This window comes from Actinoplanes octamycinicus (genome assembly GCF_014205225.1).
Classification (GTDB): Bacteria; Actinomycetota; Actinomycetes; order Mycobacteriales; family Micromonosporaceae; genus Actinoplanes; species Actinoplanes octamycinicus.
The window spans coordinates 3,299,853-3,317,572 of sequence record NZ_JACHNB010000001.1 but is presented as its reverse complement, the minus strand read 5'-3'; the positions used below and the strand labels follow the sequence as shown (position 1 = coordinate 3,317,572).

General features: G+C 71.7%; 23 protein-coding genes and 1 riboswitch. Of the genes, 13 read left to right on the top strand and 10 right to left on the bottom strand.

The window, feature by feature from the left end:
* Positions 1 to 163: 163 nt before the first annotated feature.
* Positions 164 to 493, bottom strand: a complete 330-nt coding sequence (locus BJY16_RS14930; protein WP_185040033.1) for a hypothetical protein — start codon at positions 491 to 493, stop codon at positions 164 to 166.
* Between the two features lie 241 nt (positions 494 to 734).
* On the opposite strand from BJY16_RS14930, the gene BJY16_RS14925 reads away from it, so the two are divergent.
* On the top strand, positions 735 to 1,217 hold the full coding sequence (locus BJY16_RS14925; RefSeq protein WP_185040032.1) for an XdhC family protein: 483 nt from the start codon (positions 735 to 737) through the stop codon (positions 1,215 to 1,217).
* A 129-nt stretch (positions 1,218 to 1,346) separates the two neighbouring features.
* On the opposite strand, the gene BJY16_RS14920 is transcribed toward BJY16_RS14925, so the two are convergent.
* From BJY16_RS14920 to BJY16_RS14910, 3 genes are read right to left on the bottom strand one after another with little or no spacing between them, the layout of a single operon-like run.
* Positions 1,347 to 2,729, bottom strand: a complete 1,383-nt coding sequence (locus BJY16_RS14920) for a glycine--tRNA ligase (RefSeq protein ID WP_185040031.1) — start codon at positions 2,727 to 2,729, stop codon at positions 1,347 to 1,349.
* A gap of 60 nt (positions 2,730 to 2,789) precedes the next feature.
* Positions 2,790 to 3,341, bottom strand: a complete 552-nt coding sequence (locus BJY16_RS14915) for a hypothetical protein (protein ID WP_239176494.1) — start codon at positions 3,339 to 3,341, stop codon at positions 2,790 to 2,792.
* A 17-nt stretch (positions 3,342 to 3,358) separates the two neighbouring features.
* On the bottom strand, positions 3,359 to 3,700 hold the full coding sequence (locus BJY16_RS14910; RefSeq protein ID WP_185040030.1) for an antibiotic biosynthesis monooxygenase family protein: 342 nt from the start codon (positions 3,698 to 3,700) through the stop codon (positions 3,359 to 3,361).
* A gap of 33 nt (positions 3,701 to 3,733) precedes the next feature.
* Between BJY16_RS14910 and BJY16_RS14905 the strand changes: the two genes are divergently transcribed.
* The 7 genes from BJY16_RS14905 (at position 3,734) to BJY16_RS14875 (ending at position 8,045) form a co-directional block, all read left to right on the top strand.
* Positions 3,734 to 3,991 (top strand): DUF6703 family protein, encoded by a 258-nt coding sequence (locus BJY16_RS14905; protein ID WP_185040029.1) that lies wholly within the window; start codon positions 3,734 to 3,736, stop codon positions 3,989 to 3,991.
* 50 nt (positions 3,992 to 4,041) lie between these two features.
* A complete protein-coding gene (locus tag BJY16_RS14900) occupies positions 4,042 to 4,959 on the top strand; it encodes a metal ABC transporter substrate-binding protein (protein WP_185040028.1) in 918 nt (305 codons plus the stop codon).
* Positions 4,956 to 5,738: a metal ABC transporter ATP-binding protein gene (locus BJY16_RS14895; RefSeq protein ID WP_185040027.1), complete on the top strand. Its 783-nt coding sequence runs from the start codon at positions 4,956 to 4,958 to the stop codon at positions 5,736 to 5,738. Before BJY16_RS14900 ends, BJY16_RS14895 begins: the two co-directional genes overlap by 4 nt.
* 2 nt (positions 5,739 to 5,740) lie before the next feature.
* Positions 5,741 to 6,604: a metal ABC transporter permease gene (locus BJY16_RS14890; RefSeq protein ID WP_185040026.1), complete on the top strand. Its 864-nt coding sequence runs from the start codon at positions 5,741 to 5,743 to the stop codon at positions 6,602 to 6,604.
* Positions 6,605 to 6,634: 30 nt separating this feature from the next.
* Positions 6,635 to 6,934, top strand: coding sequence for an ArsR/SmtB family transcription factor (locus BJY16_RS14885; protein ID WP_185040025.1), 300 nt, complete (start codon positions 6,635 to 6,637; stop codon positions 6,932 to 6,934).
* On the top strand, positions 6,931 to 7,338 hold the full coding sequence (locus BJY16_RS14880; RefSeq protein WP_185040024.1) for a Fur family transcriptional regulator: 408 nt from the start codon (positions 6,931 to 6,933) through the stop codon (positions 7,336 to 7,338). The genes BJY16_RS14885 and BJY16_RS14880 overlap by 4 nt, the downstream gene beginning before the upstream one ends.
* A gap of 98 nt (positions 7,339 to 7,436) precedes the next feature.
* Complete coding sequence (locus tag BJY16_RS14875; protein WP_185040023.1) at positions 7,437 to 8,045, top strand: hypothetical protein; 609 nt, start codon at positions 7,437 to 7,439, stop codon at positions 8,043 to 8,045.
* Here BJY16_RS14875 and BJY16_RS14870 read toward each other — a convergent pair.
* Entirely contained in the window at positions 8,011 to 8,553 is a 543-nt protein-coding gene (locus BJY16_RS14870; protein ID WP_185040022.1) for a DUF6328 family protein, read from the bottom strand. The two genes, BJY16_RS14875 and BJY16_RS14870, sit on opposite strands and share 35 nt — an antisense overlap.
* Positions 8,554 to 8,584: 31 nt before the next feature.
* Positions 8,585 to 9,400, bottom strand: coding sequence for an alpha/beta fold hydrolase (locus BJY16_RS14865; RefSeq protein ID WP_185040021.1), 816 nt, complete (start codon positions 9,398 to 9,400; stop codon positions 8,585 to 8,587).
* A 108-nt stretch (positions 9,401 to 9,508) separates the two neighbouring features.
* Positions 9,509 to 9,612, top strand: a riboswitch (TPP riboswitch).
* 59 nt (positions 9,613 to 9,671) lie between these two features.
* Between BJY16_RS14865 and BJY16_RS14860 the strand changes: the two genes are divergently transcribed.
* The 5 genes from BJY16_RS14860 to BJY16_RS14840 all read left to right on the top strand — a co-directional run bounded on the left by BJY16_RS14860 (position 9,672) and on the right by BJY16_RS14840 (position 14,809).
* Entirely contained in the window at positions 9,672 to 10,262 is a 591-nt protein-coding gene (locus tag BJY16_RS14860; RefSeq protein ID WP_185040020.1) for an ECF transporter S component, read from the top strand.
* A 3-nt stretch (positions 10,263 to 10,265) separates the two neighbouring features.
* Positions 10,266 to 11,672, top strand: coding sequence for an ABC transporter ATP-binding protein (locus BJY16_RS14855; RefSeq protein WP_185040019.1), 1,407 nt, complete (start codon positions 10,266 to 10,268; stop codon positions 11,670 to 11,672).
* A complete protein-coding gene (locus tag BJY16_RS14850; RefSeq protein WP_185040018.1) occupies positions 11,669 to 12,460 on the top strand; it encodes an energy-coupling factor transporter transmembrane component T family protein in 792 nt (263 codons plus the stop codon). Before BJY16_RS14855 ends, BJY16_RS14850 begins: the two co-directional genes overlap by 4 nt.
* 67 nt (positions 12,461 to 12,527) lie before the next feature.
* Positions 12,528 to 14,237 (top strand): CehA/McbA family metallohydrolase domain-containing protein, encoded by a 1,710-nt coding sequence (locus tag BJY16_RS14845; RefSeq protein WP_185040017.1) that lies wholly within the window; start codon positions 12,528 to 12,530, stop codon positions 14,235 to 14,237.
* The gene (locus BJY16_RS14840) at positions 14,234 to 14,809 is read left to right on the top strand and encodes a hypothetical protein (protein ID WP_239176492.1); all 576 of its coding nucleotides are present in this window, start codon (positions 14,234 to 14,236) and stop codon (positions 14,807 to 14,809) included. Before BJY16_RS14845 ends, BJY16_RS14840 begins: the two co-directional genes overlap by 4 nt.
* A gap of 51 nt (positions 14,810 to 14,860) precedes the next feature.
* Here BJY16_RS14840 and BJY16_RS14835 read toward each other — a convergent pair whose 3' ends face one another.
* From BJY16_RS14835 to BJY16_RS14820, 4 genes are all read right to left on the bottom strand, one after another.
* Entirely contained in the window at positions 14,861 to 15,802 is a 942-nt protein-coding gene (locus BJY16_RS14835) for a methylenetetrahydrofolate reductase (RefSeq protein ID WP_185040016.1), read from the bottom strand.
* Between the two features lie 142 nt (positions 15,803 to 15,944).
* Positions 15,945 to 16,367, bottom strand: a complete 423-nt coding sequence (locus BJY16_RS14830) for a PIN domain nuclease (protein WP_185040015.1) — start codon at positions 16,365 to 16,367, stop codon at positions 15,945 to 15,947.
* Positions 16,364 to 16,585, bottom strand: a complete 222-nt coding sequence (locus BJY16_RS14825) for a type II toxin-antitoxin system VapB family antitoxin (protein ID WP_203758779.1) — start codon at positions 16,583 to 16,585, stop codon at positions 16,364 to 16,366. The genes BJY16_RS14830 and BJY16_RS14825 overlap by 4 nt, the downstream gene beginning before the upstream one ends.
* 129 nt (positions 16,586 to 16,714) lie before the next feature.
* A complete protein-coding gene (locus BJY16_RS14820) occupies positions 16,715 to 17,680 on the bottom strand; it encodes an aldo/keto reductase (RefSeq protein ID WP_260418629.1) in 966 nt (321 codons plus the stop codon).
* Positions 17,681 to 17,720: the final 40 nt, after the last annotated feature.

The window sequence follows — 17,720 nt, the reverse complement described above, 5'->3', positions numbered from 1 at the left end:
CCCGACGCCGGTGGGGTTTGCCGGTGGCGGGGAATCAGCTGCCTCGTCACCGGTTACCAGGCGTTTTGCCGCGGAGCGAAGCGGAGCCAGTCAGCTCAGCGTCCAGGGCGATCAGCCCACCCTTCATTGCCCGCGGGTGGTTCCGGAGATCAAACCCGGCTTGCTAGCGGTCGCCGTCCCGCTCGATCAATGTGTCCAGCATCCCGACGATCTGCTCCATGCCGTCCTTGAGGCCGAGCATGTTGAACTCGAGCCGCGCCAGCGCCCCCGAGTGGCTCCGGTGCATCGCGGTGTGCCTGTCCAGGGTCGCGGTGTGCTTCGCGAGAGTCGCGGTGTGCTCGGACTGCGTTTGCGCCACGGCCTGGATGAGCTCTTGCTGGACGCGCAGCTTCTCGCCGATGTCGGACAGGTCCCGATCTTGGCTGGCGCGGAGCCTCTCCTGCTCGCTCATGCGCTCCTCCAGGCTGGTCACGCGTTCTTCCAGGGTGGGCATCGATGCCTCCAGGGGTGAAGGTTAGCCGGTCCGCCAACCGGCGGCGCGCTTTCACGCCGTGAAGCACTATAGGCGCGAGACTAGATGTCGCGCGTCACCTGAACGAGTGCGTGATCCGCGCTCATCTGACAGAGTCGGGCGCATGTGTGAGGACAGAGTCGGGCGCATGAGTGAGGGGCAGAGTCGGGCGCATGAGTGAGGGGCAGAGTCGGGCGCATGAGTGAGGGGCAGAGTCGGGCGCATGAGTGAGGGACAGGGTCCGCGCCGACTGGTGGCGGTTTTCGCGTCGCCGGTGGCCGAGATGCTGGGGCGGTTCGGGATCGAGCTGGGTTACCAGGTCGTGGTGGTGGAGCCAGACCCGACCCGGCTGCAGGGGACGCCACGGCCGCACGGGGACCGGGTGGTCGCCGACCTGGCCGCGGCGGCGCCGGACGAGCACACCGACGTGCTGCTCACCGACCATCACCGGCCGGAGATCGGGACCCTGCTGCGGGAGGCGCTGGCCGGCGAGTCGCGCTGGATCGGCATCCTGGGCAACCCGCGGCACGAGGGCCCGCACGTGGCCGCGCTGCGCGAGCTGGGCGTGCCGGACGAGGAGATCGCCCGGGTGCACCGCCCGGTCGGCCTGAACATCGGCAGCCGGACGCCACCGGAGATCGCCCTCGCGGTGCTTGCCGGCCTGATCGCCGACCGCAACGACCGCCCCGGCGGCTTCGCGTTCTGACCGCGACCACAACGCCTTTCCCCCGTCGACGACGAGAGTGCCGAAAACGACTGGCGAAGCGTGGTCGTTTTCGGTGCTCTCGTCATCGACTCACCGGGGCCAAATGCCGCCGGAGCGAAGCGGAGGCGATCAAGCGCAGCCGGGCAGGCGCTTGATCAGGTAGTCCTCGATCTGGGAGAGGGAGACCCGCTCCTGCTTCATGGTGTCGCGGTCCCGGACGGTCACCGCGTCGTCGGTGAGCGTGTCGAAGTCGACCGTGACGCAGAACGGGGTGCCGATCTCGTCCTGCCGGCGGTACCGGCGGCCGATCGCCTGCGAGTCGTCGAACTCGACGATCCAGCGCTTGCGCAGGTCGGCGGCGAGCCCCTTGGCCTTCGGCGACAGCTCCGGGTTGCGGGACAGCGGCAGCACCGCGACCTTGACCGGGGCCAGCCGCGGGTCGAACCGCATGACCGTGCGCTTGTCGACGCCGCCCTTGGTGTTCGGCGCCTCGTCCTCGTCGTACGCCTCGAGCAGGAAGGCCAGCACCGCGCGGGTCAGGCCGGCGGCCGGCTCGATCACGTACGGCGTCCAGCGCTCCTGCTTCTCCTGGTCGAAGTAGGACAGGTCGACGCCGGAGTGCTTGGAGTGCGTGGCCAGGTCGAAGTCGGTCCGGTTCGCGATGCCCTCGAGCTCGGCGAACTCGCTGCCGCCGAACTGGAAGCGGTACTCGATGTCGACGGTCCGCTTCGAGTAGTGCGAGAGCTTCTCCTTGGGGTGCTCGTAGAACCGCAGGTTGCTCTCCGAGAGGCCCAGCCCGCGGTACCAGTTCCAGCGCTCCTGCAGCCAGTACTCGTGCCACTCCTCGTCGCTGCCCGGCGCGACGAAGAACTCCATCTCCATCTGCTCGAACTCACGGGTCCGGAAGATGAAGTTGCCCGGAGTGATCTCGTTCCGGAAGCTCTTGCCGACCTGGGCGATGCCGAACGGCGGCTTCTTGCGGGCCGCGGTCGCCACGTTCAGGTAGTTCACGAAGATGCCCTGGGCGGTCTCCGGGCGCAGGTAGTGCAGGCCCTCGGTGCTCTCGGTCGGGCCGAGGTAGGTCTTCATCAGGCCGTTGAACATCTTCGGCTCGGTGAAGGTGCCCTTGTTGCCGCAGTTCGGGCAGTTCAGCTCCTGCAGCGAGGCCGGCGGGTTGCCGTGCTTGGCCTCGTAGGCCTCCTCCAGGTGGTCGGCCCGGAAGCGCTTGTGGCAGGACTGGCACTCGGTCAGCGGGTCGACGAACGCGTCGAGGTGCCCGGAGGCAGCCCAGACGTCGCGGTTCAGGATCACGGCCGAGTCGAGGCCGACGATGTCGTCCCGCTGCTGGACCATGGTGCGCCACCACTGGCGGCGGACGTTCTCCTTGAGTTCGACGCCCAGCGGACCGTAGTCCCAAGCCGAGCGGGTCCCTCCGTAGATCTCACTGGAGGGAAAGACGAAGCCCCGGCGCTTGGCAAGGCTGACAACGGAATCGATGCGGTCGGCAGGCATGAGTCTCCTACGCCGGCTGGGTGTCGGCGGGATCAATCGGTGACAAGACGGATAGGGAGATTACTCTCCGATACTGCACACCTGGAATCCGCCCGTGCTGGTGTTCGACCCGAGCTGCGCGGAAAGGTGATCGACGTCGCCGTCCGGATAGGTCAGGTCGACCGGCACCTCGCCACTGACCAGATCGACGTCACCGATCGTGTAGCTGTCGAACTGCTCCTCGCGGGCGATCCGCGCCTTGTAGCGCTCGCGGCTCTCGAAGCTCTTGGCCTCCTGGCAGAGCTGGTCGTACGCCTTGTCGTAGTCCTTGTCGTGGACCGCGTCCAGGTAGTCGCTGACCACCACGTGCGCCTGCTCGTTGACCGCGCTGGTCATCGCGATGCCCAGGCCGATCACCGCGGCCAGGCCGCCGCCGCAGACCAGCGCCACGATGCCGCCGCCGATCCCGAACCCGAGACCGATCCGGCGGCCGCGGCCCTCGACCGGCGGGGCCGGGAACGGCGGATGCACGCCCGGGCCGGGCGGCGGGGGCGGCGCGACCGGTGGCGGCGGCGCCAGCACGGCCGGCGGGACCGGCGGGGCGGGCGGGAAGGGCGGTTGACCGTAGGCCATGGATCCCAGCCTAGTGTTCAGCGCCAGGACTCGGCGGCCCGGTCACTCTCGATGATCTTGACGGGCTCCCCCGGGCCGGCGCTGGCGAGCGTCTCGAAGGCGGACGGCTCGTCCAGCGACTGGGCGAGCAGCGGGGTGGCGTGCACCTTGACGTCGAAGGCGCCCAGCGCGCGGCGGTACGCTCCGACCGACTCCCACTCGGTCACCAGGGTCCAGGCGGCGGTGTCCTCCAGCGCCCGGGTGAGCCGTCCGGAGCGGTAACCCGGGCACGCGGCCAGGGCAGCGAGCGCGGCGTGCGCCCGCTCCAGGAATCCGTCCCGCGTGTCCGGCGGGACCGTGAAGCGGTTGAGCACCAGCATGTGACGAGCGTACGCACTCTGACAGGAGCCACGGTGACGACGTCCGACCCTTTCCTGCGCCGCCTCGCCAAGGTGAACCCGACCACCGCGTTCATCACCGCGCTGGCCTTGCTGCTGGCCGGGCTCTTCCTGCCCGGGGTGATCGGCGCGCTGCTGCTCGGGCTGCTCGCCGCCGGACTGGCCGCGCTGACCTTCACCACCTGGCCGGTGCAGTCGCCGATCACCCGGCTGGTCCGGGTGATCCTGCTGACCCTGCTGATCGTGGCGGTGGTCAGCAAGGCGATGGCGTAGAACCCATGCGCTTTTGACAATCATTGTCATTATCGACCACAGTTGGTGGCATGATGCGCCGCCTGCTGCCCCTGCTGCTCGTGCTGGCCGGCCTGGCCGGCTGCGGCGCGCGGGCGGAGGCCGGCGGACGCCTCCCGATCGTCGCCGCGTTCTACCCGCTGCAGTTCGTCAGTGAGCGGGTCGGCGGCGACCTGGTCCAGGTGGTCAACCTGACCAAGCCGGGCGCCGAGCCGCACGACGTGGAGCTCAGCCCGCGCCAGGTGGCCCGGATCGTCGACGCCCGGGTGGCGGTCTACCTGCACGGCTTCCAGCCCGCGGTGGACGCCGCGATCGCGCAGAACGCGGAGCGGCAGGGATACGACGTGTCCGGCGCGGTCAGCCTGCTGCACGCCGACGAGGCGGAGGGCCAGGAGGCGGAGGGCCACGAGGGGCACGACCACGGGGACGAGGCGACCGACCCGCACGTCTGGCTGGACCCGGTCCGGCTGGCCGCGATCGGTGACGGCCTGGCCGAGCGGCTGGCCACGACCGACCCGGCGCACGCGGCCGACTACCGGGCCCGGGCCGCCACCCTGCACCGCCAGCTCACCGAGCTGGACGCCGAGTTCGCCGCCGGCCTGGCCACCTGCGCCCGGCGCGAGCTGGTCACCAGCCACACCGCCTTCCACTACCTGGCCGACCGCTACCACCTGACCCAGGTGGGGATCACCGGCGTCGATCCGGAGGCCGAGCCCTCGCCGCGCCGGCTCGCCGAGGTCGCCGCCGAGGCCCGCGCGCACGGCACCACCACGATCTTCTTCGAGACGCTGGTCAGCCCGAAGGTCGCCGAGACGATCGCGCGCGAGGCCGGCGCGACCACCGCGGTGCTCGACCCGCTCGAGGGCCTGACCGACCCGGACGCGGACTACTTCTCGGTGATGCGGGCCAACCTGGCCGCTCTGACCACAGCATTGGGGTGCGGCACATGAGCATCGTCGAGGTCCGGCACATGGCGGCCGGTTACGACGGCCGGGAGATCCTCCGGGACGTCTCGCTCCGCGTCGCCGCCGGCGACGTGGTCGCCGTGCTCGGCGCCAACGGCTCCGGGAAGTCCACGCTGATCCGCACGGTCCTCGGCCTGGTTCCGGTCCGCCGCGGCGAGATCGATCTTTTCGGTACGCCGCAGCGCCGCTTCCGGCAGTGGGAGCGGATCGGCTACGTGCCGCAGCGTCTCGGCGCCGGCAGCGGCGTCCCGGCCACGGTCGGCGAGGTGGTGGCGTCCGGCCGGCTGGCCCGCCGCGGCCTGTTCCGGCTGCCCGGCGCCGCCGACCGGGCCGCGGTCCGGGAGGCGCTCACCGCGGTCGGGCTGCTGGACCGGATCGGCGACCCGGTCGCCACCCTCTCCGGCGGCCAGCAGCAGCGCACCCTGATCGCCCGGGCCCTGGCCGGCCAGCCCGACCTGCTGGTGCTGGACGAGCCGACGGCCGGCGTGGACGCGGCCAGTCAGGAGGCGTTCGCCGGGGCGCTGACCAAGTTCGCCGCGGACGGCGGGACGATCGTGCTGGTGCTGCACGAGCTGGGCCCGCTGCGGCCGCTGATCGGCCGGGCCGTGGTGGTGCACGACGGGCGGATCGTGCACGACGGGGCGCCGCCGGAGCCGGCCGGGCACCACGCCGAGCCGGGGCACGACCACGTGCACCCGCACGCCGACGAGGAGAAGGCCGGCATCTGCGAGTGGGCGCCGGCCGACGTGACGAAGGCGTACTGACAATGGATCTTCTGACCTATCCCTTCATGCTCCGGGCCCTGGCCGGCGCGCTGATCATCGGGCTGGCCGCGCCGGCCCTCGGGATCTATCTGGTGCAGCGGCGGCTGTCGCTGATCGGCGACGGCATCGGGCACGTGGCGCTCACCGGCGTCGGCGTCGGCCTGCTCACCCACCAGTCGCCGGTGCTCACCGCGGTGCTGGTGTCGGTGGCCGGCGCGGTCGCCGTCGAGCTGGTCCGCGAGCGCGGCCGCACCTCCGGCGACCTGGCCCTGGCACTGCTCTTCTACGGCGGCATCGCGGGCGGCGTGGTGCTGGTCGGGCTCTCCGACGACAGCAGCAACGCCAGCCTGATGCAGTACCTGTTCGGCTCGCTGATCACCACATCGCCGCAGGACATCGCGGTGATCGCCGGGCTGGGCGTGGCCGTGCTGGTCGCCATGCTGCTGTTCCGCCCGGCGCTCTTCGCGCTCTGCAACGACGAGGAGTACGCCCGGGTCAGCGGCCTGCCGGTGCGCACCCTCAACCTGCTGCTCGCGGTGACCACCGCGGTCACCGTGACGATCGCCATGCGCACCGTCGGGCTGCTGCTGGTCTCCGCGCTGATGGTGGTCCCGGTGGCGGCCGCCCAGCAGGTCACCCGCGGGTTCCGGTCGACCATGGCGGTGGCCATGCTGATCGGGATCTGCGCGGCCGGCGCCGGCGTGGTGCTCTCCGGGCAGATCGACACCGCGCCCGGCGCCACCACGGTGCTGCTGGCCCTGGCCGCCTTCCTGATCACCACCGCGGCCGGCGCGCTCTGGCAGCGCCGGCGCCGGGCCGCCACGCCGGCCCAGGTCGAGCCCCCGGACGTCGTGATCCATGCCTGACCGGGGCCGCACGGTACGGTGGTCGGCACCATGACGGCCACCGGTTACGAAGCGTACGAATCCGCGGGCGCGCTGTTGCGGGCGTTGTCCGCGCCGATCCGGATCGCCATCGTCGCCGAGCTGGGTTCGGGCGAGCGCTGTGTGCACGATCTGGTGGAACGGCTCGGCGCCGCGCAGCCGCTGGTCTCGCAGCACCTGCGGGTGTTGCGCGGGGCCGGCGTGGTGCGGGGTGTCCGGCGCGGCCGAGAGATCGCATACTCCCTGGTGGACGAACACGTCGCGCACATCGTGGCGGATGCCGTCAGCCATGCGAGGGAGAACCGATCGTGAACCCGGAAAGTAGTGCGCAGCGCAACACCAAGCAGCGGAGCGCGGTGCGTGAGGCGCTCGCCGAGGCCGAGGGTTTCCAGAGCGCGCAGGACCTGCACGCGATGCTGCGCGGCCGGGGCGAGCGGGTCGGCCTGACCACCGTCTACCGCACGCTGCAGGGGCTGGCCGACGCCGGCGAGGTGGACGTGATGCGCCCGCCCGGCGGCGAGCACCTCTACCGGCGGTGCAGCCAGGGGCATCACCACCACCTGGTCTGCCGGTCCTGCGGGCGGACCGTCGAGGTGCTCGGCCCGGCGGTCGAGTCGTGGGCCGACAAGGTGGCCGGCGAGCACGGCTTCGTCGACGTCGCGCACACCCTGGAGATCTTCGGCACCTGCCCGGAGTGCGCCGCGAAGGCCGGATGATCGTCCGCGGCCGCCCGCCGCGAGCACGCCGGCACGGCTGAGTAATCCCTGAGTGGGCCCGGATGCGCGGATCCGGCCCGGGTGCGAGGCTTCCGCTTGTGAAGCTCTATGCGGACCGCGTCCCCCTGGCCTCCCGCCAACTGATCACCGACCTGCTCGTCGTCCTCTGGATCTACCTGTGGGTCCGGGTCGCCCTCGGGATCCACGACCTGGTGGAGAAGCTGGCCGTGCCCGGCGCGAAGCTGGAGAGCGCGGGCAGCGGAATCGCCGACAACCTGGCCGACGCCGGCGGCAAGGTGGGCCGGGTGCCGGTGGTCGGCGACCAGCTCACCAAGCCGTTCACCGGGGCGGCCGACGCCGCCCGGTCGATCGCCGAGGCCGGCCACCAGCAGCAGGAACTGGTCGACAAGCTGGCGCTGATCCTGCCGCTGATGGCGATCGCGGTGCCGCTCGCCCTGGTGCTCTTCCTCTGGCTGCCGCTGCGGCTGCGCTGGATCCGGCGCGCCTCGGTGGCCGCCGCGGTCCGCGACGAACCGGCCGGCCGGGATCTGCTGGCGCTGCGGGCGCTGGCCTCCCGGCCGCTCGGCGAGCTGACCCGGCTGGGTCCGGACATCGCGCAGAGCTGGCGCAACGGCGACGCGGCCGCCGTGGACGCGCTGGCCGAGCTGGAACTCAGGCGTCTCGGTCTGCGCCCGTCCCGGAGCTGACCGCGGCCGGGGTGTCGTCCAGGACGAAACCGTCCTTGTCCTCGTCCTCGCCCCAGTTGCGGTGGGTGATCGGCAGGATCGCCCAGAAGGTCAGGAACCAGCCGGCCGCCACCACGGTCAGGATCACCGCCCAGCGGGCGTGCAGCACGTAGTCGGTGATCAGCAGGACGCTGCTGACCATCGACACCAGCATGCAGGCCAGCCCGCCGGTGGCCATCCGGTGCGAGTAGCGGACCAGCTCCGGTTTGCGGCCCTGCCGGAACAGGGCGCGGTGGAACGCCACCGGCGAGATGATCAGCGCGGTCGCGAAGGCGGCGCTGATCAGCGCCACCATGTAGACGTCCTTCTGGAACGCGGTGGCCTTGGGGAAGCCACTGGAGAACGGCAGGGTCAGCAGGAAGGCGAAGAGGATCTGCACGCCGGTCTGAGCGACCCGCAGCTCCTGCAACAGGTCCGCGAAGTTCCGGTCCCAACGCTGTTTTTCGGTTTCCTTCGACGAGGGGGCCATGGTGCTCCGCCATTCCCCGTCCCGGCCATGGTCAAACGCCGATCCGCGCCAGCACCGCGTCGGCCAGCTCGGCCGGCGCCTGCTCGGGCACCCAGTGACTGACCCCGCGGATCGCGACCAGCTGATAGTCGGCGCTCACCCAGTCGGCGGTGCGCAGCACGGCGGTCAGCCCGACCACGCCGTCCCGGTCGCTCCAGACGAACGTGGTCGGCACGGTGATCTCGCCCAGGTCGGCGACGTCCGCGGTGCGGAACGCGCGGTACCAGTTCAGCCCGCCGGTCAGCCGGCCCGGCTCGCGCATCGCCTTGACGTAGAGGTCGGCGCGCGGCCCGATCGGGCCGAACATCCGGCGCAGCACCAGCGCGCCGCCGCCGAGCAGCAGCTTCTCCGCCACCGGGCTGCGGAACAGCTGGAAGTACGCCAGCCGGGCCTGCTGGCTCGGCCGGACCCGCAGGGCCAGCATCATGGCCCGCGGGTGCGGCACCGAGACCGCGGTCAGCGTCCGCACCCGCTCCGGGTGCCGGCCGGCCACCAGCCAGGCCACCTGGGCGCCCCAGTCGTGCCCGACCAGGTGCGCCGACTCGATGCCGAGGCTGTCCAGCACGCCGAGCACGTCGGCCACCGCCTCGCCGATCCGGTAGGAGCCGGCGCCGGACGGGCGGGCGCCGGGCGAGTAGCCGCGCTGGTCCATCGCGTAGGTGCGCAGGCCGGCCGCGTGCAGCCGGGGCAGCAGGAGATCGAACTCGCGGCGGTCCTGCGGGAAACCGTGCAGCAGCAGCACCGGCTGCCCGTCCTCGGGACCCCCTTCGGTCACCTCGAACGTCAGGCCGCGAGCCTTGACCTGCATGTGATCACTCCCTCGCTGTGCTGGACCGATGCGCCGGTGTTAGCGTCATCGAAGCACATCCAACGAAGCTCGGCCGGGATCGCGCGGACAGCGCGTCGCGGACGGGATTCGATCCGACAGGGGAGCGCACAGCGCTGAGAGTGCGGCCTGGCCGCAGACCCTCGCACCTGATCTGGGTAATGCCAGCGCAGGAAGTTCGGTCTTCTCCAGCCGCGCCATGTTCACGCATGGCGTGCGTCTCCTCCCGGTGCATACACGCTGGGAGGCGTACATGAAAACGGACAACCCCACCAAGTGGCGCACGATAGACATCGTGATCGCCTCGGTCATCGCCGTCGCGTTCGGCGTGATCTTCTGGGCCTGGGACGCGGTCTGGGCCGCCACCGAGAACGCGTTCCTGTTCTTCCCGCCGGCCCAGTCGGTGCTCTACGGCATGTGGTTCCTGCCGGCCGTGCTGAGCGGGCTGATCATCCGGAAGCCGGGCGCCGCGTTCTTCACCGAGACCGTCGCCGCGATCATCTCGGCGCTGCTCGGCAACAAGTGGGGCGCCACGGTGATCATCCAGGGCGCCGTCCAGGGCCTCGGCGCCGAGCTGGCCTTCGCGATGTTCCGCTACCGGGTCTTCAACCTGCCGGTCAGCGTCCTCTCCGGCGCCCTGGCCGGCGTGGTCGCCGCGGTCTTCGACTGGTTCGTCTGGACCTACGACTACGCCCTGTGGAGCTACCGGGTGCCGTACGCGCTGATCACCGTGGCCAGCGCCGCGGTCGTCGCCGGCGCCGGCGCCTGGCTGGTGGTCCGGGCGCTGGCCCCGACCGGCGTCCTCGACCGGTTCGCCGCCGGCCGGGAACGGGCACTGATCTAGTTCATGTCCGAGGTTCTGCTGCGCGGGTTCGGATGGCGGCACGCGGGCCGTCGCGCCTGGGCGGTGCGCGGGCTGGACCTGCACGTGCGGCGTGGCGAGCGGGTGCTCCTGCTGGGTCCCTCCGGGGCCGGCAAGAGCACCCTGCTGGCCGCGCTGGCCGGGCTGCTGCCGGAGGACTCCGGCGAGGCCGAGGGCAGCATCGAGATCGACGGGCTGGAGCCGCGCAAGGCCCGGGACCGGGTCGGCATCCTGTTCCAGGATCCGCAGACCCAGCTGGTGATGGCCCGCTCCGGCGACGACGTGGCCTTCGGCCTGGAGAATCGGGGAGTGCCCGCGGCCGGCATCTGGCCCCGGGTCGCCGACGCTCTCACCCGGGTCGGTTTCCCGTACCGGAACGATCGCCCCACCCATGCGCTCTCCGGCGGCGAGGCGCAGCGCCTGGCGCTCGCCGGGGTGATCGCGCTGCGGCCCGGTCTGCTGCTGCTCGACGAGCCGACCGCCAACCTGGACCCGGCCGGCGCCGCGCTGATCCGCGACGCGATCGGCCGGACCGCCGGCACGGACACCACGCTGATCATCGTGGAGCACCGGGTGGCCGAGGCGTTGCCGCTGGTGGACCGGGTGGTCGTGCTGGCGCCGGGGGGTGGGGTGCGGGCCGACGGCACGCCCGAGTCGGTGTTCGCGGCCCACGGCGACGAGCTCGCCGGCGAGGGCGTCTGGGTGCCGGGCCGGGCCGTCGGCAGACCGGCTCCTTCGGTACGCCCCTCCGCTGCCGACGAGCTGGTGTGTGCCGAGCGGGTCACCGTCCCGGGCCGGCTCCCCGAGGTGTCGCTGACCGCGCGGGCCGGCCAGGTGCTGGCGGTGACCGGCCCCAACGGCGCCGGCAAGTCCACCTTGGCGCTGCTGCTCGGCGGCCTGCTCGCGCCGGGCGGCGGGCGGATCACCGGGTTCGGCGACAAGCGCCCGCCGCACCGGTGGCGGGCTGCCACGCTGACCCAGCGGATCGGCTCGGTCTTCCAGAACCCGGAACACCAGTTCGTCACCGGCCGGGTCGCCGACGAGCTGGCCCTCGGCCCGCGCCGGCTGGGCCGGCCGGCCGACGAGATCCGGCGGACGGTCGACGAGCTGCTGCACCGGCTGCGGCTGGAGAAGCTGGCGGCGGCCAACCCGTACACGCTCTCCGGCGGCGAGGCCCGGCGGCTGAGTGTGGCGACCGCGCTGGCCACCGCGCCGCGCTTGCTGGTGCTCGACGAGCCGACGTTCGGCCAGGACCGGCGGACCTGGCGGGAGCTGGTCGCGCTGGTCGGTGAGCTGCGCGACGAGGGGCACGGGATCGTGGCGGTCACCCATGACGAGGACTTCGTGCGTACCGTAGCCGATGTGACCGTGACCCTCGGCGGCCCGGAGTGAGCCTGATCCTGGAGCCGGTCGCGGATGCGAACGCGCCGCTGGCGCGCCGCAATCCGGTCGCCAAGCTGGGCGCCGCGTTGCTCTTCACCCTGCCGCTGGTGGTGACGCTGGACCCGGTCACGCCCGGGGTGGCGCTGCTGGTCGAGCTGGCCGCGCTGCCGTTCTTCGGGGTGCGCGCCGGGATGCTCGCCCGGCGGGCCTGGCCGCTGCTGGTGGCGGCGTTCGGGGTGCTGGTCAGCATGCTGCTGTTCGCCGCCGACCGGGATGGCGCGCTGCTCCTCTCGCTCGGGCCGGTGGACGTCACCACCGGGGTGCTGGCCGCCGCGGCCGGCCTGATCCTGCGGATCTTCGCGGTGGCGCTGCCCGGGATCGTGGTGTTCGCCACCACCGATCCGACCGACCTGGCCGACGCGCTGGTGCAAAACGCCAAGGCGCCGGCCCGGTTCGCGATCGGGGCGCTCGCCGCGTTCCGGCTGTTGCCGCTGCTCGGCCAGGAGTGGCGGATGTTGAACCTGGCCCGGCGGGCGCGCGGGATCGACGCCGGGCGCAACCCGGCGGTGTTCGCCTCGACCGGGTTCGCGCTGCTGGTCGGCGCGCTGCGGCGCGGGGTGCGGCTGGCGGTGGCGATGGACGCCCGGGGGTTCGACTCGGCGACGCCGCGGACCTTCGCCCGGGTGCAGCGCTTCACCCGGGCCGACGCCGCGCTGGTGGTGATCTCGCTGCTGCTCTCCGCGACGATCCTGGCCGCCACGATCACTTTCGGTCTGTTCCGGCCGATCATCGGTTGAGACCTGTTCGTCGCGGCGTCATCGGTTCGACAGTGGACGTTGTCCTGCGGTCGCGAGATTGCACCTCATGGGTCACGGCCACGATCATTTTGTTGAGGCGACGACGAGCGGGAACGACGTTCCCGAAGCGCTCGATCTGAGCATCCCGGACAGCGAACTCTCCCCCGCCGACAACTCCCGTCGTCACTTCCTGCGCGGTGCGGGCCTGCTCGGCGCCGGCGCGGCGGCCGCGTCGGTGCTCGCCCGGCCCGGCGCCGCGGCCGCCGCCGGCCTCCCGCACACCCACGACCACGTCGGGGGCGGCTCGGCGAAGGGCGGGTTCTCCTGGCTCGCCGGGGACCACCACATCCACACCCAGTACAGCTCGGACGCCCAGTACCGGGTGCTCGACCAGGCCAAGCACGGGCACGCCTACGGGCTGGACTGGCTGGTCATCACCGACCACGGCAGCGCCACCCACGCCAAGATCGGCGTGGACAAGGTGAACCCGGACATCGTCAAGACCCGCTCCGAGATCCGGGACCTCCTGACCTTCCAGGGTCTGGAGTGGAACATCCCGGGCGCCGAGCACGCGACCGTGTTCGTGCACCCGGGCAAGCACGAGGTGGACGTCCTCAAGCGGTTCGAGAACGCGTACGACGGCTCGCTGCTGCCGGCCACCAACACCGCCGCGCAGAACGAGGCGCTCGCCATCGAGGGCATCCGGTTCCTCGGCGAGCAGGTCAAGGCGCGCAAGGTGGACGGCGCACTGTTCCTGGCCAACCACCCGGCCCGGCGCGGCATCGACTCGCCGCACGAGATCCGCAACTGGCGGGACGCCGACCCGAGCGTCGCGATCGGCTTCGAGGGCGCGCCCGGCCACCAGGCGGCCGGCATCCCGGCGCCGAACGGCCGGGGCGGCGCCCGCGGCTACTACGACAACAACCCGTCGGCCGCGTCGTTCCCCGGCTACCCGCTGGAGAGCTACCGCACCTGGGGTGGCTTCGACTGGATGACCGCCACGGTCGGCGGCCTGTGGGACAGCCTGCTCGCCGAGGGCAAGGCCTGGTGGATCACGGTGAACTCGGACTCGCACGTGGTCTACCTGGACCAGTCCGACCGCGGGCCGGGCAGCGACTTCGAGGCGAACGGCAAGTACGACGACCCGGTCTACACCTGCAAGACGCTGACCACGGCCGGTGACTTCTGGCCCGGCTACTACGGGCGGACCAACGTCGGCTCGACCTCGTTCTCGTACCGCGCGGTGATGGACGGGCTGCGCGCCGGACGGGTCTGGGTCGACCACGGCCGCCTGATCAAGGGGCTGGACGCCCGGGTCCGGCAGACCGGCGACCGGCGCCGGCACACCGGCACCCCGCTCGGTGGCGTGCTCCAGGTCAAGCGGGGCACCTCCACCGAGCTGACCCTGGACATCGACCTGCAGGACACGCCGAACTGGGCGACCTTCATCCCGCGGCTCAAGCGGGTGGACGTGATCGTCGGCACGGTCACCGGGCCGGTGGCGAACAAGGACGCCTTCACCGCCCCGGACACCCGGGTGGTCAAGTCCTTCGAGATCAGCCGGACCAGCGGGACGGTGTCGGTCAGCTTCGACCTGGGCCGGCTGGACAAGCCGTTCTACGTCCGGGTGCGGGGCACCGACGGGAACCGGACCCAGCCCGGGCTGATGGGGGCCGGGGTCGACCCGTACGGGCCGAAGCTGGACGTGGCCGGCGACGCCGACCCGTGGGGTGACCTGTGGTTCTACACCAACCCCATCTGGGTCCTGCCCCGATGACGCAGTCCCTGAGTGCCGCCGCCGTCCCCGGCGGCGGCCCCGCCTCGGTCTCGGTCTCGCAGGCGGCGGGCCGCGCCTCGGTCTCGCAGGGCGGCGGCACCGCTCGCATCGTCGGGGTCAGTCTGGGGCACCGGACGCTGGCCGAGGCCGACCACTGGATCCAGCAGCTGGCGCCGAGCCCGGTGCTGGCCTGCACCCACCTGGTGCCGGTCCCGTTCCCGCACGTGGCGATCAGCCTGCTCACCCCGGCGGCCTTCGACACCGCCCCGGAGTTGCGGGTGGCGGCGGAGGCGGCGGAGACCGGCCTGGCCGGCCGCGCCGTCCTCTTCCCGGGCAGTACCCGGCTGACCGGGTCGCTGACCGTGAGCGAGATCCTGCAGCGCAGCTCGATCGCCCGGGTGGAGGTGCTGGGCAGCGGCCCGGCCGACCCGGCCACGATCGTGGACACCGGCGACTTCGTCCGCCCCCAGTTCCGCTCCGGCGAACTGGTCCTGGTCACCACCCCGGCCGCCGGCGACCGCCTGGTCCCCTTCGAACGCCGCGACCCGACCCCCTGCTGCGCCGCCCACTGACCCGCACTCCCCCGGCCCGGAGCTGTCCCGACAGCCCGGGCCGGGCCGGGCTCACTCCGCTGACGAAGCTGCTCCCTGACGGCCGAGCAGCGCCGCCACGTCCGCGGCGAGCCGGGTGGTGGCCTCGATCTCGGCCTTGCGGATCGACACGCTCTCCACGTTGAAGCCGTAGGGCACGCCCAGGTGCTCGCAGAAATCGCGCAGGTCACGGGCGATGTCGAGGCAGTGCTTGTACGACTCGGCGAGCGGGTCGGCGGTGTGCCGCAGCGAGTTCTCCAGCCAGCGGGGCACGTCGACGCCGAGCCAGCGCAGGAACTCCAGGGTCTTGAGTGAGCCGCACAGCGACAACGTGAAGATCACCGTCCGGGGCGGGACCCCCCGCGCCCGGCACTCGTAGTAGTAGTCGGAGATCAGGTTCTTCGTCTCGTTGACGTGGTAGATCACCTGCGAGATGAAGAAGCTCGCGCCCCGCTCCTGCTTGGCCAGCATGCGCAGGTGCTCCTCGCGCCGCTCGCCGATCACCACGGCGCCCAGCGGCAGCTCCGGGCGCACCTCGGCGCGCAGCTCCTGAGCCCGGCGCAGACCGGTGTGGACCGCCTTGCCGCCGGACGACGCCCCGACGAAGACGCTCAGCACCCGCTCCGGGTCGGCCTCGCGCATCCAGTCCCGCAGCTCGTCCTCGGCGTACTTCCCGACGCAGCGGTAGATGATCACCGGCTTGGTCCAGGCCCCGAGGTGCGTCTCGTAATACCGCGCCGGGTCGAGCGTGGCCAGGAACGGGAACGGCCGCTCCTCCGGGTTCCGGTCCGACTCGTCGTCGATGTCGTAGAGGATCAGCCCGTCGACGTCGAGCCCGCCGATCCGCTCCAGCGTGACCTCGGCGATCTCCTTGATCCGCTCCTCGGCGGTGCTCCGCTTCGGCGGCGTCACGCTGAACAGCAGCACACCACTACGGGTTTCGGCGAGCAGCCGCGGCAGTCCGGCACGAGTCATGCCCCAACCCTAAGAACCCCCTCCCCCGTGACCTGCACAACACCCACCCCATCCCGCCAGGCGAGCCCACCCCTTTCCGGTACGCCGTGAGCCGGGCGCCATCCTCACCGTCGGCGCCCGTCATGCCCCCGGTCGCGAGAAGTCAGTCCACCGTGCCCGGCTTGGCAATCCATCGGGTCGGCTGGCCCGTCACCCCGGCAACCAGCTCGAAGTCACGGTCGTAGTGCAGCACCGTCATCCCGAGAGATTCCGCCGTCGCCGCAACCAAGAGGTCAACGGCACCTGCGGATCGATGCGCGCCCTTGTGCGCGAGGAGTTCCTGCACCTCGAGCGCGCGGTGGTAGATCGCGTCCGGCATGAGCGCCCACTTGTATCGCTCGCGGACAACGGAGCCCAACTCCCGCCGATGATCCATGGACCGAGCGGTGTAATAGATCTCCAACTCGGTCAGCTCGCAGATGGAGAACAAGCCGGACCGTAGGTAGTCACCCCAGGCATCCCGAAGCGCCACCTCTCGCGCCAACCGGAAGTATGCGCTGGTGTCGACCAGGAACTGCGCGGTCATCGCCGATAGGTGCTTTTGTCGAGGAACTCGTCGAAGTCGCCGCGCGCGCCCATCTCGGCGAGTTTCTCCATGGCCTCGACCCGCTTGCGGATGTCAACGATCTCACGCAGCGCGGCGTTCACCGTGTCGGCGGCATTCCTGGTGCCGAGAATCTTGGCCGCCTCGATCAGAGTCTCGTCGTCCAGGTTGAGCTGCACGTTCTCGATCTTCGCTTCCATGGACACCCCCACACCGCACCTCCCCTCAGGATAGGCACCCCGCCCGGCTGGGGGTTGCTCTACGACTAGACTAGTCGCGCGCATTGATCGACTCAACTGGCCATCACACCCGCGAGGGAACCCGCGGCCTCAGGCGAGCTCGGCCAGATCGGTTCCGGTCAGCTGGACGGCGGCGGCCGCGACGTTCTGTTCCAGGTGCCCGACCTTGCCGGTGCCGGGGATGGCCAGCACGTGCGGCCCCTGATGCAGCGTCCACGCCAGCCGCACCTGATGCTCGGTGACCCCATGCCGTTCGGCTACCCGCCGCACCGCCGCGTCCCGCCCCCGCGCCCCGCCGGCCTCTCCGCGCGCGTCCGACCCCGCCCGCGCGCCCGACTCTGCTCGCGCGCCCGACTCTCCGCGCGCGTCCGACCCTGCCCGCGTGCCCGACTCTCTTCGCGCGCCCGACTCTCCGCGCGCGTCCGACCCTGTGCGCGCGCCGGACTCTCTTCGCGCGCCCGCGATCGCGAAGAACGGCACGAAGGCGATCCCCCGCTCCCCGCACACCCGCAGCAGTTCGTCGTCGCCGCGCACCTCCACCGAGTAGGCGTTCTGCACGCACGCCACCGGCGCGATCCGGGTCGCCTCGTCCAGATCAGCCAGACCGATGTTGGACAGGCCCAGCTGCCGGATCAACCCTTCGGCGCGCATCTCGGCGAGCGCCCCGAACCGCTCCGCCAGCGGGACCGCCACGTTACGGGTGATCCGCAGATTGACCAGATCCAGCGCCTCCACCCCGAGCCGCCGCAGGTTCTCCTCGACCTGGCCGCGCAGCGAGGCCGGCGACTCGGCCGCGCCCCAGTGACCGTCCGGCATCCGCAGAGGTCCGATTTTGGTCGCGATCAAAACCCGCTTCCGGTACGACCCGAGCGCCGCCCCCAGCAACTCGGTCGCATGCCGCACCGGACCGGGCCCGCCGTCGATGATCCCGCCCGGCGAGCAGTAGAACGCCGCCGTGTCGAAGTGATCCACGCCCAGCTCCACGGCCCGGCGCAGCACCCGGATCGCCTCCGAGGTGTCCGGGTCGGCGGTGAGCCGCATCGTCCCGAATCCCATCCGGTTGACCACCCGGTCGCCGAGCCGCCAGGTCCCCGCC

Excerpts from the sequence above, each read along its gene's own strand:
- BJY16_RS14860 (WP_185040020.1), top strand. The coding sequence starts at position 9,672 with ATGAAAACGGACAACCCCACCAAGTGGCGCACGATAGACATCGTGATC.
- BJY16_RS14870 (WP_185040022.1), bottom strand. The coding sequence starts at position 8,553 with ATGGCCCCCTCGTCGAAGGAAACCGAAAAACAGCGTTGGGACCGGAAC.
- BJY16_RS14900 (WP_185040028.1), top strand. The coding sequence starts at position 4,042 with ATGATGCGCCGCCTGCTGCCCCTGCTGCTCGTGCTGGCCGGCCTGGCC.
- BJY16_RS14920 (WP_185040031.1), bottom strand. The coding sequence starts at position 2,729 with ATGCCTGCCGACCGCATCGATTCCGTTGTCAGCCTTGCCAAGCGCCGG.
- BJY16_RS14925 (WP_185040032.1), top strand. The coding sequence starts at position 735 with ATGAGTGAGGGACAGGGTCCGCGCCGACTGGTGGCGGTTTTCGCGTCG.
- BJY16_RS14855 (WP_185040019.1), top strand. The coding sequence starts at position 10,266 with ATGTCCGAGGTTCTGCTGCGCGGGTTCGGATGGCGGCACGCGGGCCGT.
- BJY16_RS14840 (WP_239176492.1), top strand. The coding sequence starts at position 14,234 with ATGACGCAGTCCCTGAGTGCCGCCGCCGTCCCCGGCGGCGGCCCCGCC.
- BJY16_RS14845 (WP_185040017.1), top strand. The coding sequence starts at position 12,528 with ATGGGTCACGGCCACGATCATTTTGTTGAGGCGACGACGAGCGGGAAC.
- BJY16_RS14830 (WP_185040015.1), bottom strand. The coding sequence starts at position 16,367 with ATGACCGCGCAGTTCCTGGTCGACACCAGCGCATACTTCCGGTTGGCG.
- BJY16_RS14910 (WP_185040030.1), bottom strand. The coding sequence starts at position 3,700 with ATGCTGGTGCTCAACCGCTTCACGGTCCCGCCGGACACGCGGGACGGA.
- BJY16_RS14885 (WP_185040025.1), top strand. The coding sequence starts at position 6,635 with ATGACGGCCACCGGTTACGAAGCGTACGAATCCGCGGGCGCGCTGTTG.
- BJY16_RS14820 (WP_260418629.1), bottom strand. The coding sequence starts at position 17,680 with ATGGGATTCGGGACGATGCGGCTCACCGCCGACCCGGACACCTCGGAG.
- BJY16_RS14835 (WP_185040016.1), bottom strand. The coding sequence starts at position 15,802 with ATGACTCGTGCCGGACTGCCGCGGCTGCTCGCCGAAACCCGTAGTGGT.
- BJY16_RS14915 (WP_239176494.1), bottom strand. The coding sequence starts at position 3,341 with ATGGCCTACGGTCAACCGCCCTTCCCGCCCGCCCCGCCGGTCCCGCCG.
- BJY16_RS14890 (WP_185040026.1), top strand. The coding sequence starts at position 5,741 with ATGGATCTTCTGACCTATCCCTTCATGCTCCGGGCCCTGGCCGGCGCG.
- BJY16_RS14825 (WP_203758779.1), bottom strand. The coding sequence starts at position 16,585 with ATGGAAGCGAAGATCGAGAACGTGCAGCTCAACCTGGACGACGAGACT.
- BJY16_RS14895 (WP_185040027.1), top strand. The coding sequence starts at position 4,956 with ATGAGCATCGTCGAGGTCCGGCACATGGCGGCCGGTTACGACGGCCGG.
- BJY16_RS14865 (WP_185040021.1), bottom strand. The coding sequence starts at position 9,400 with ATGCAGGTCAAGGCTCGCGGCCTGACGTTCGAGGTGACCGAAGGGGGT.
- BJY16_RS14930 (WP_185040033.1), bottom strand. The coding sequence starts at position 493 with ATGCCCACCCTGGAAGAACGCGTGACCAGCCTGGAGGAGCGCATGAGC.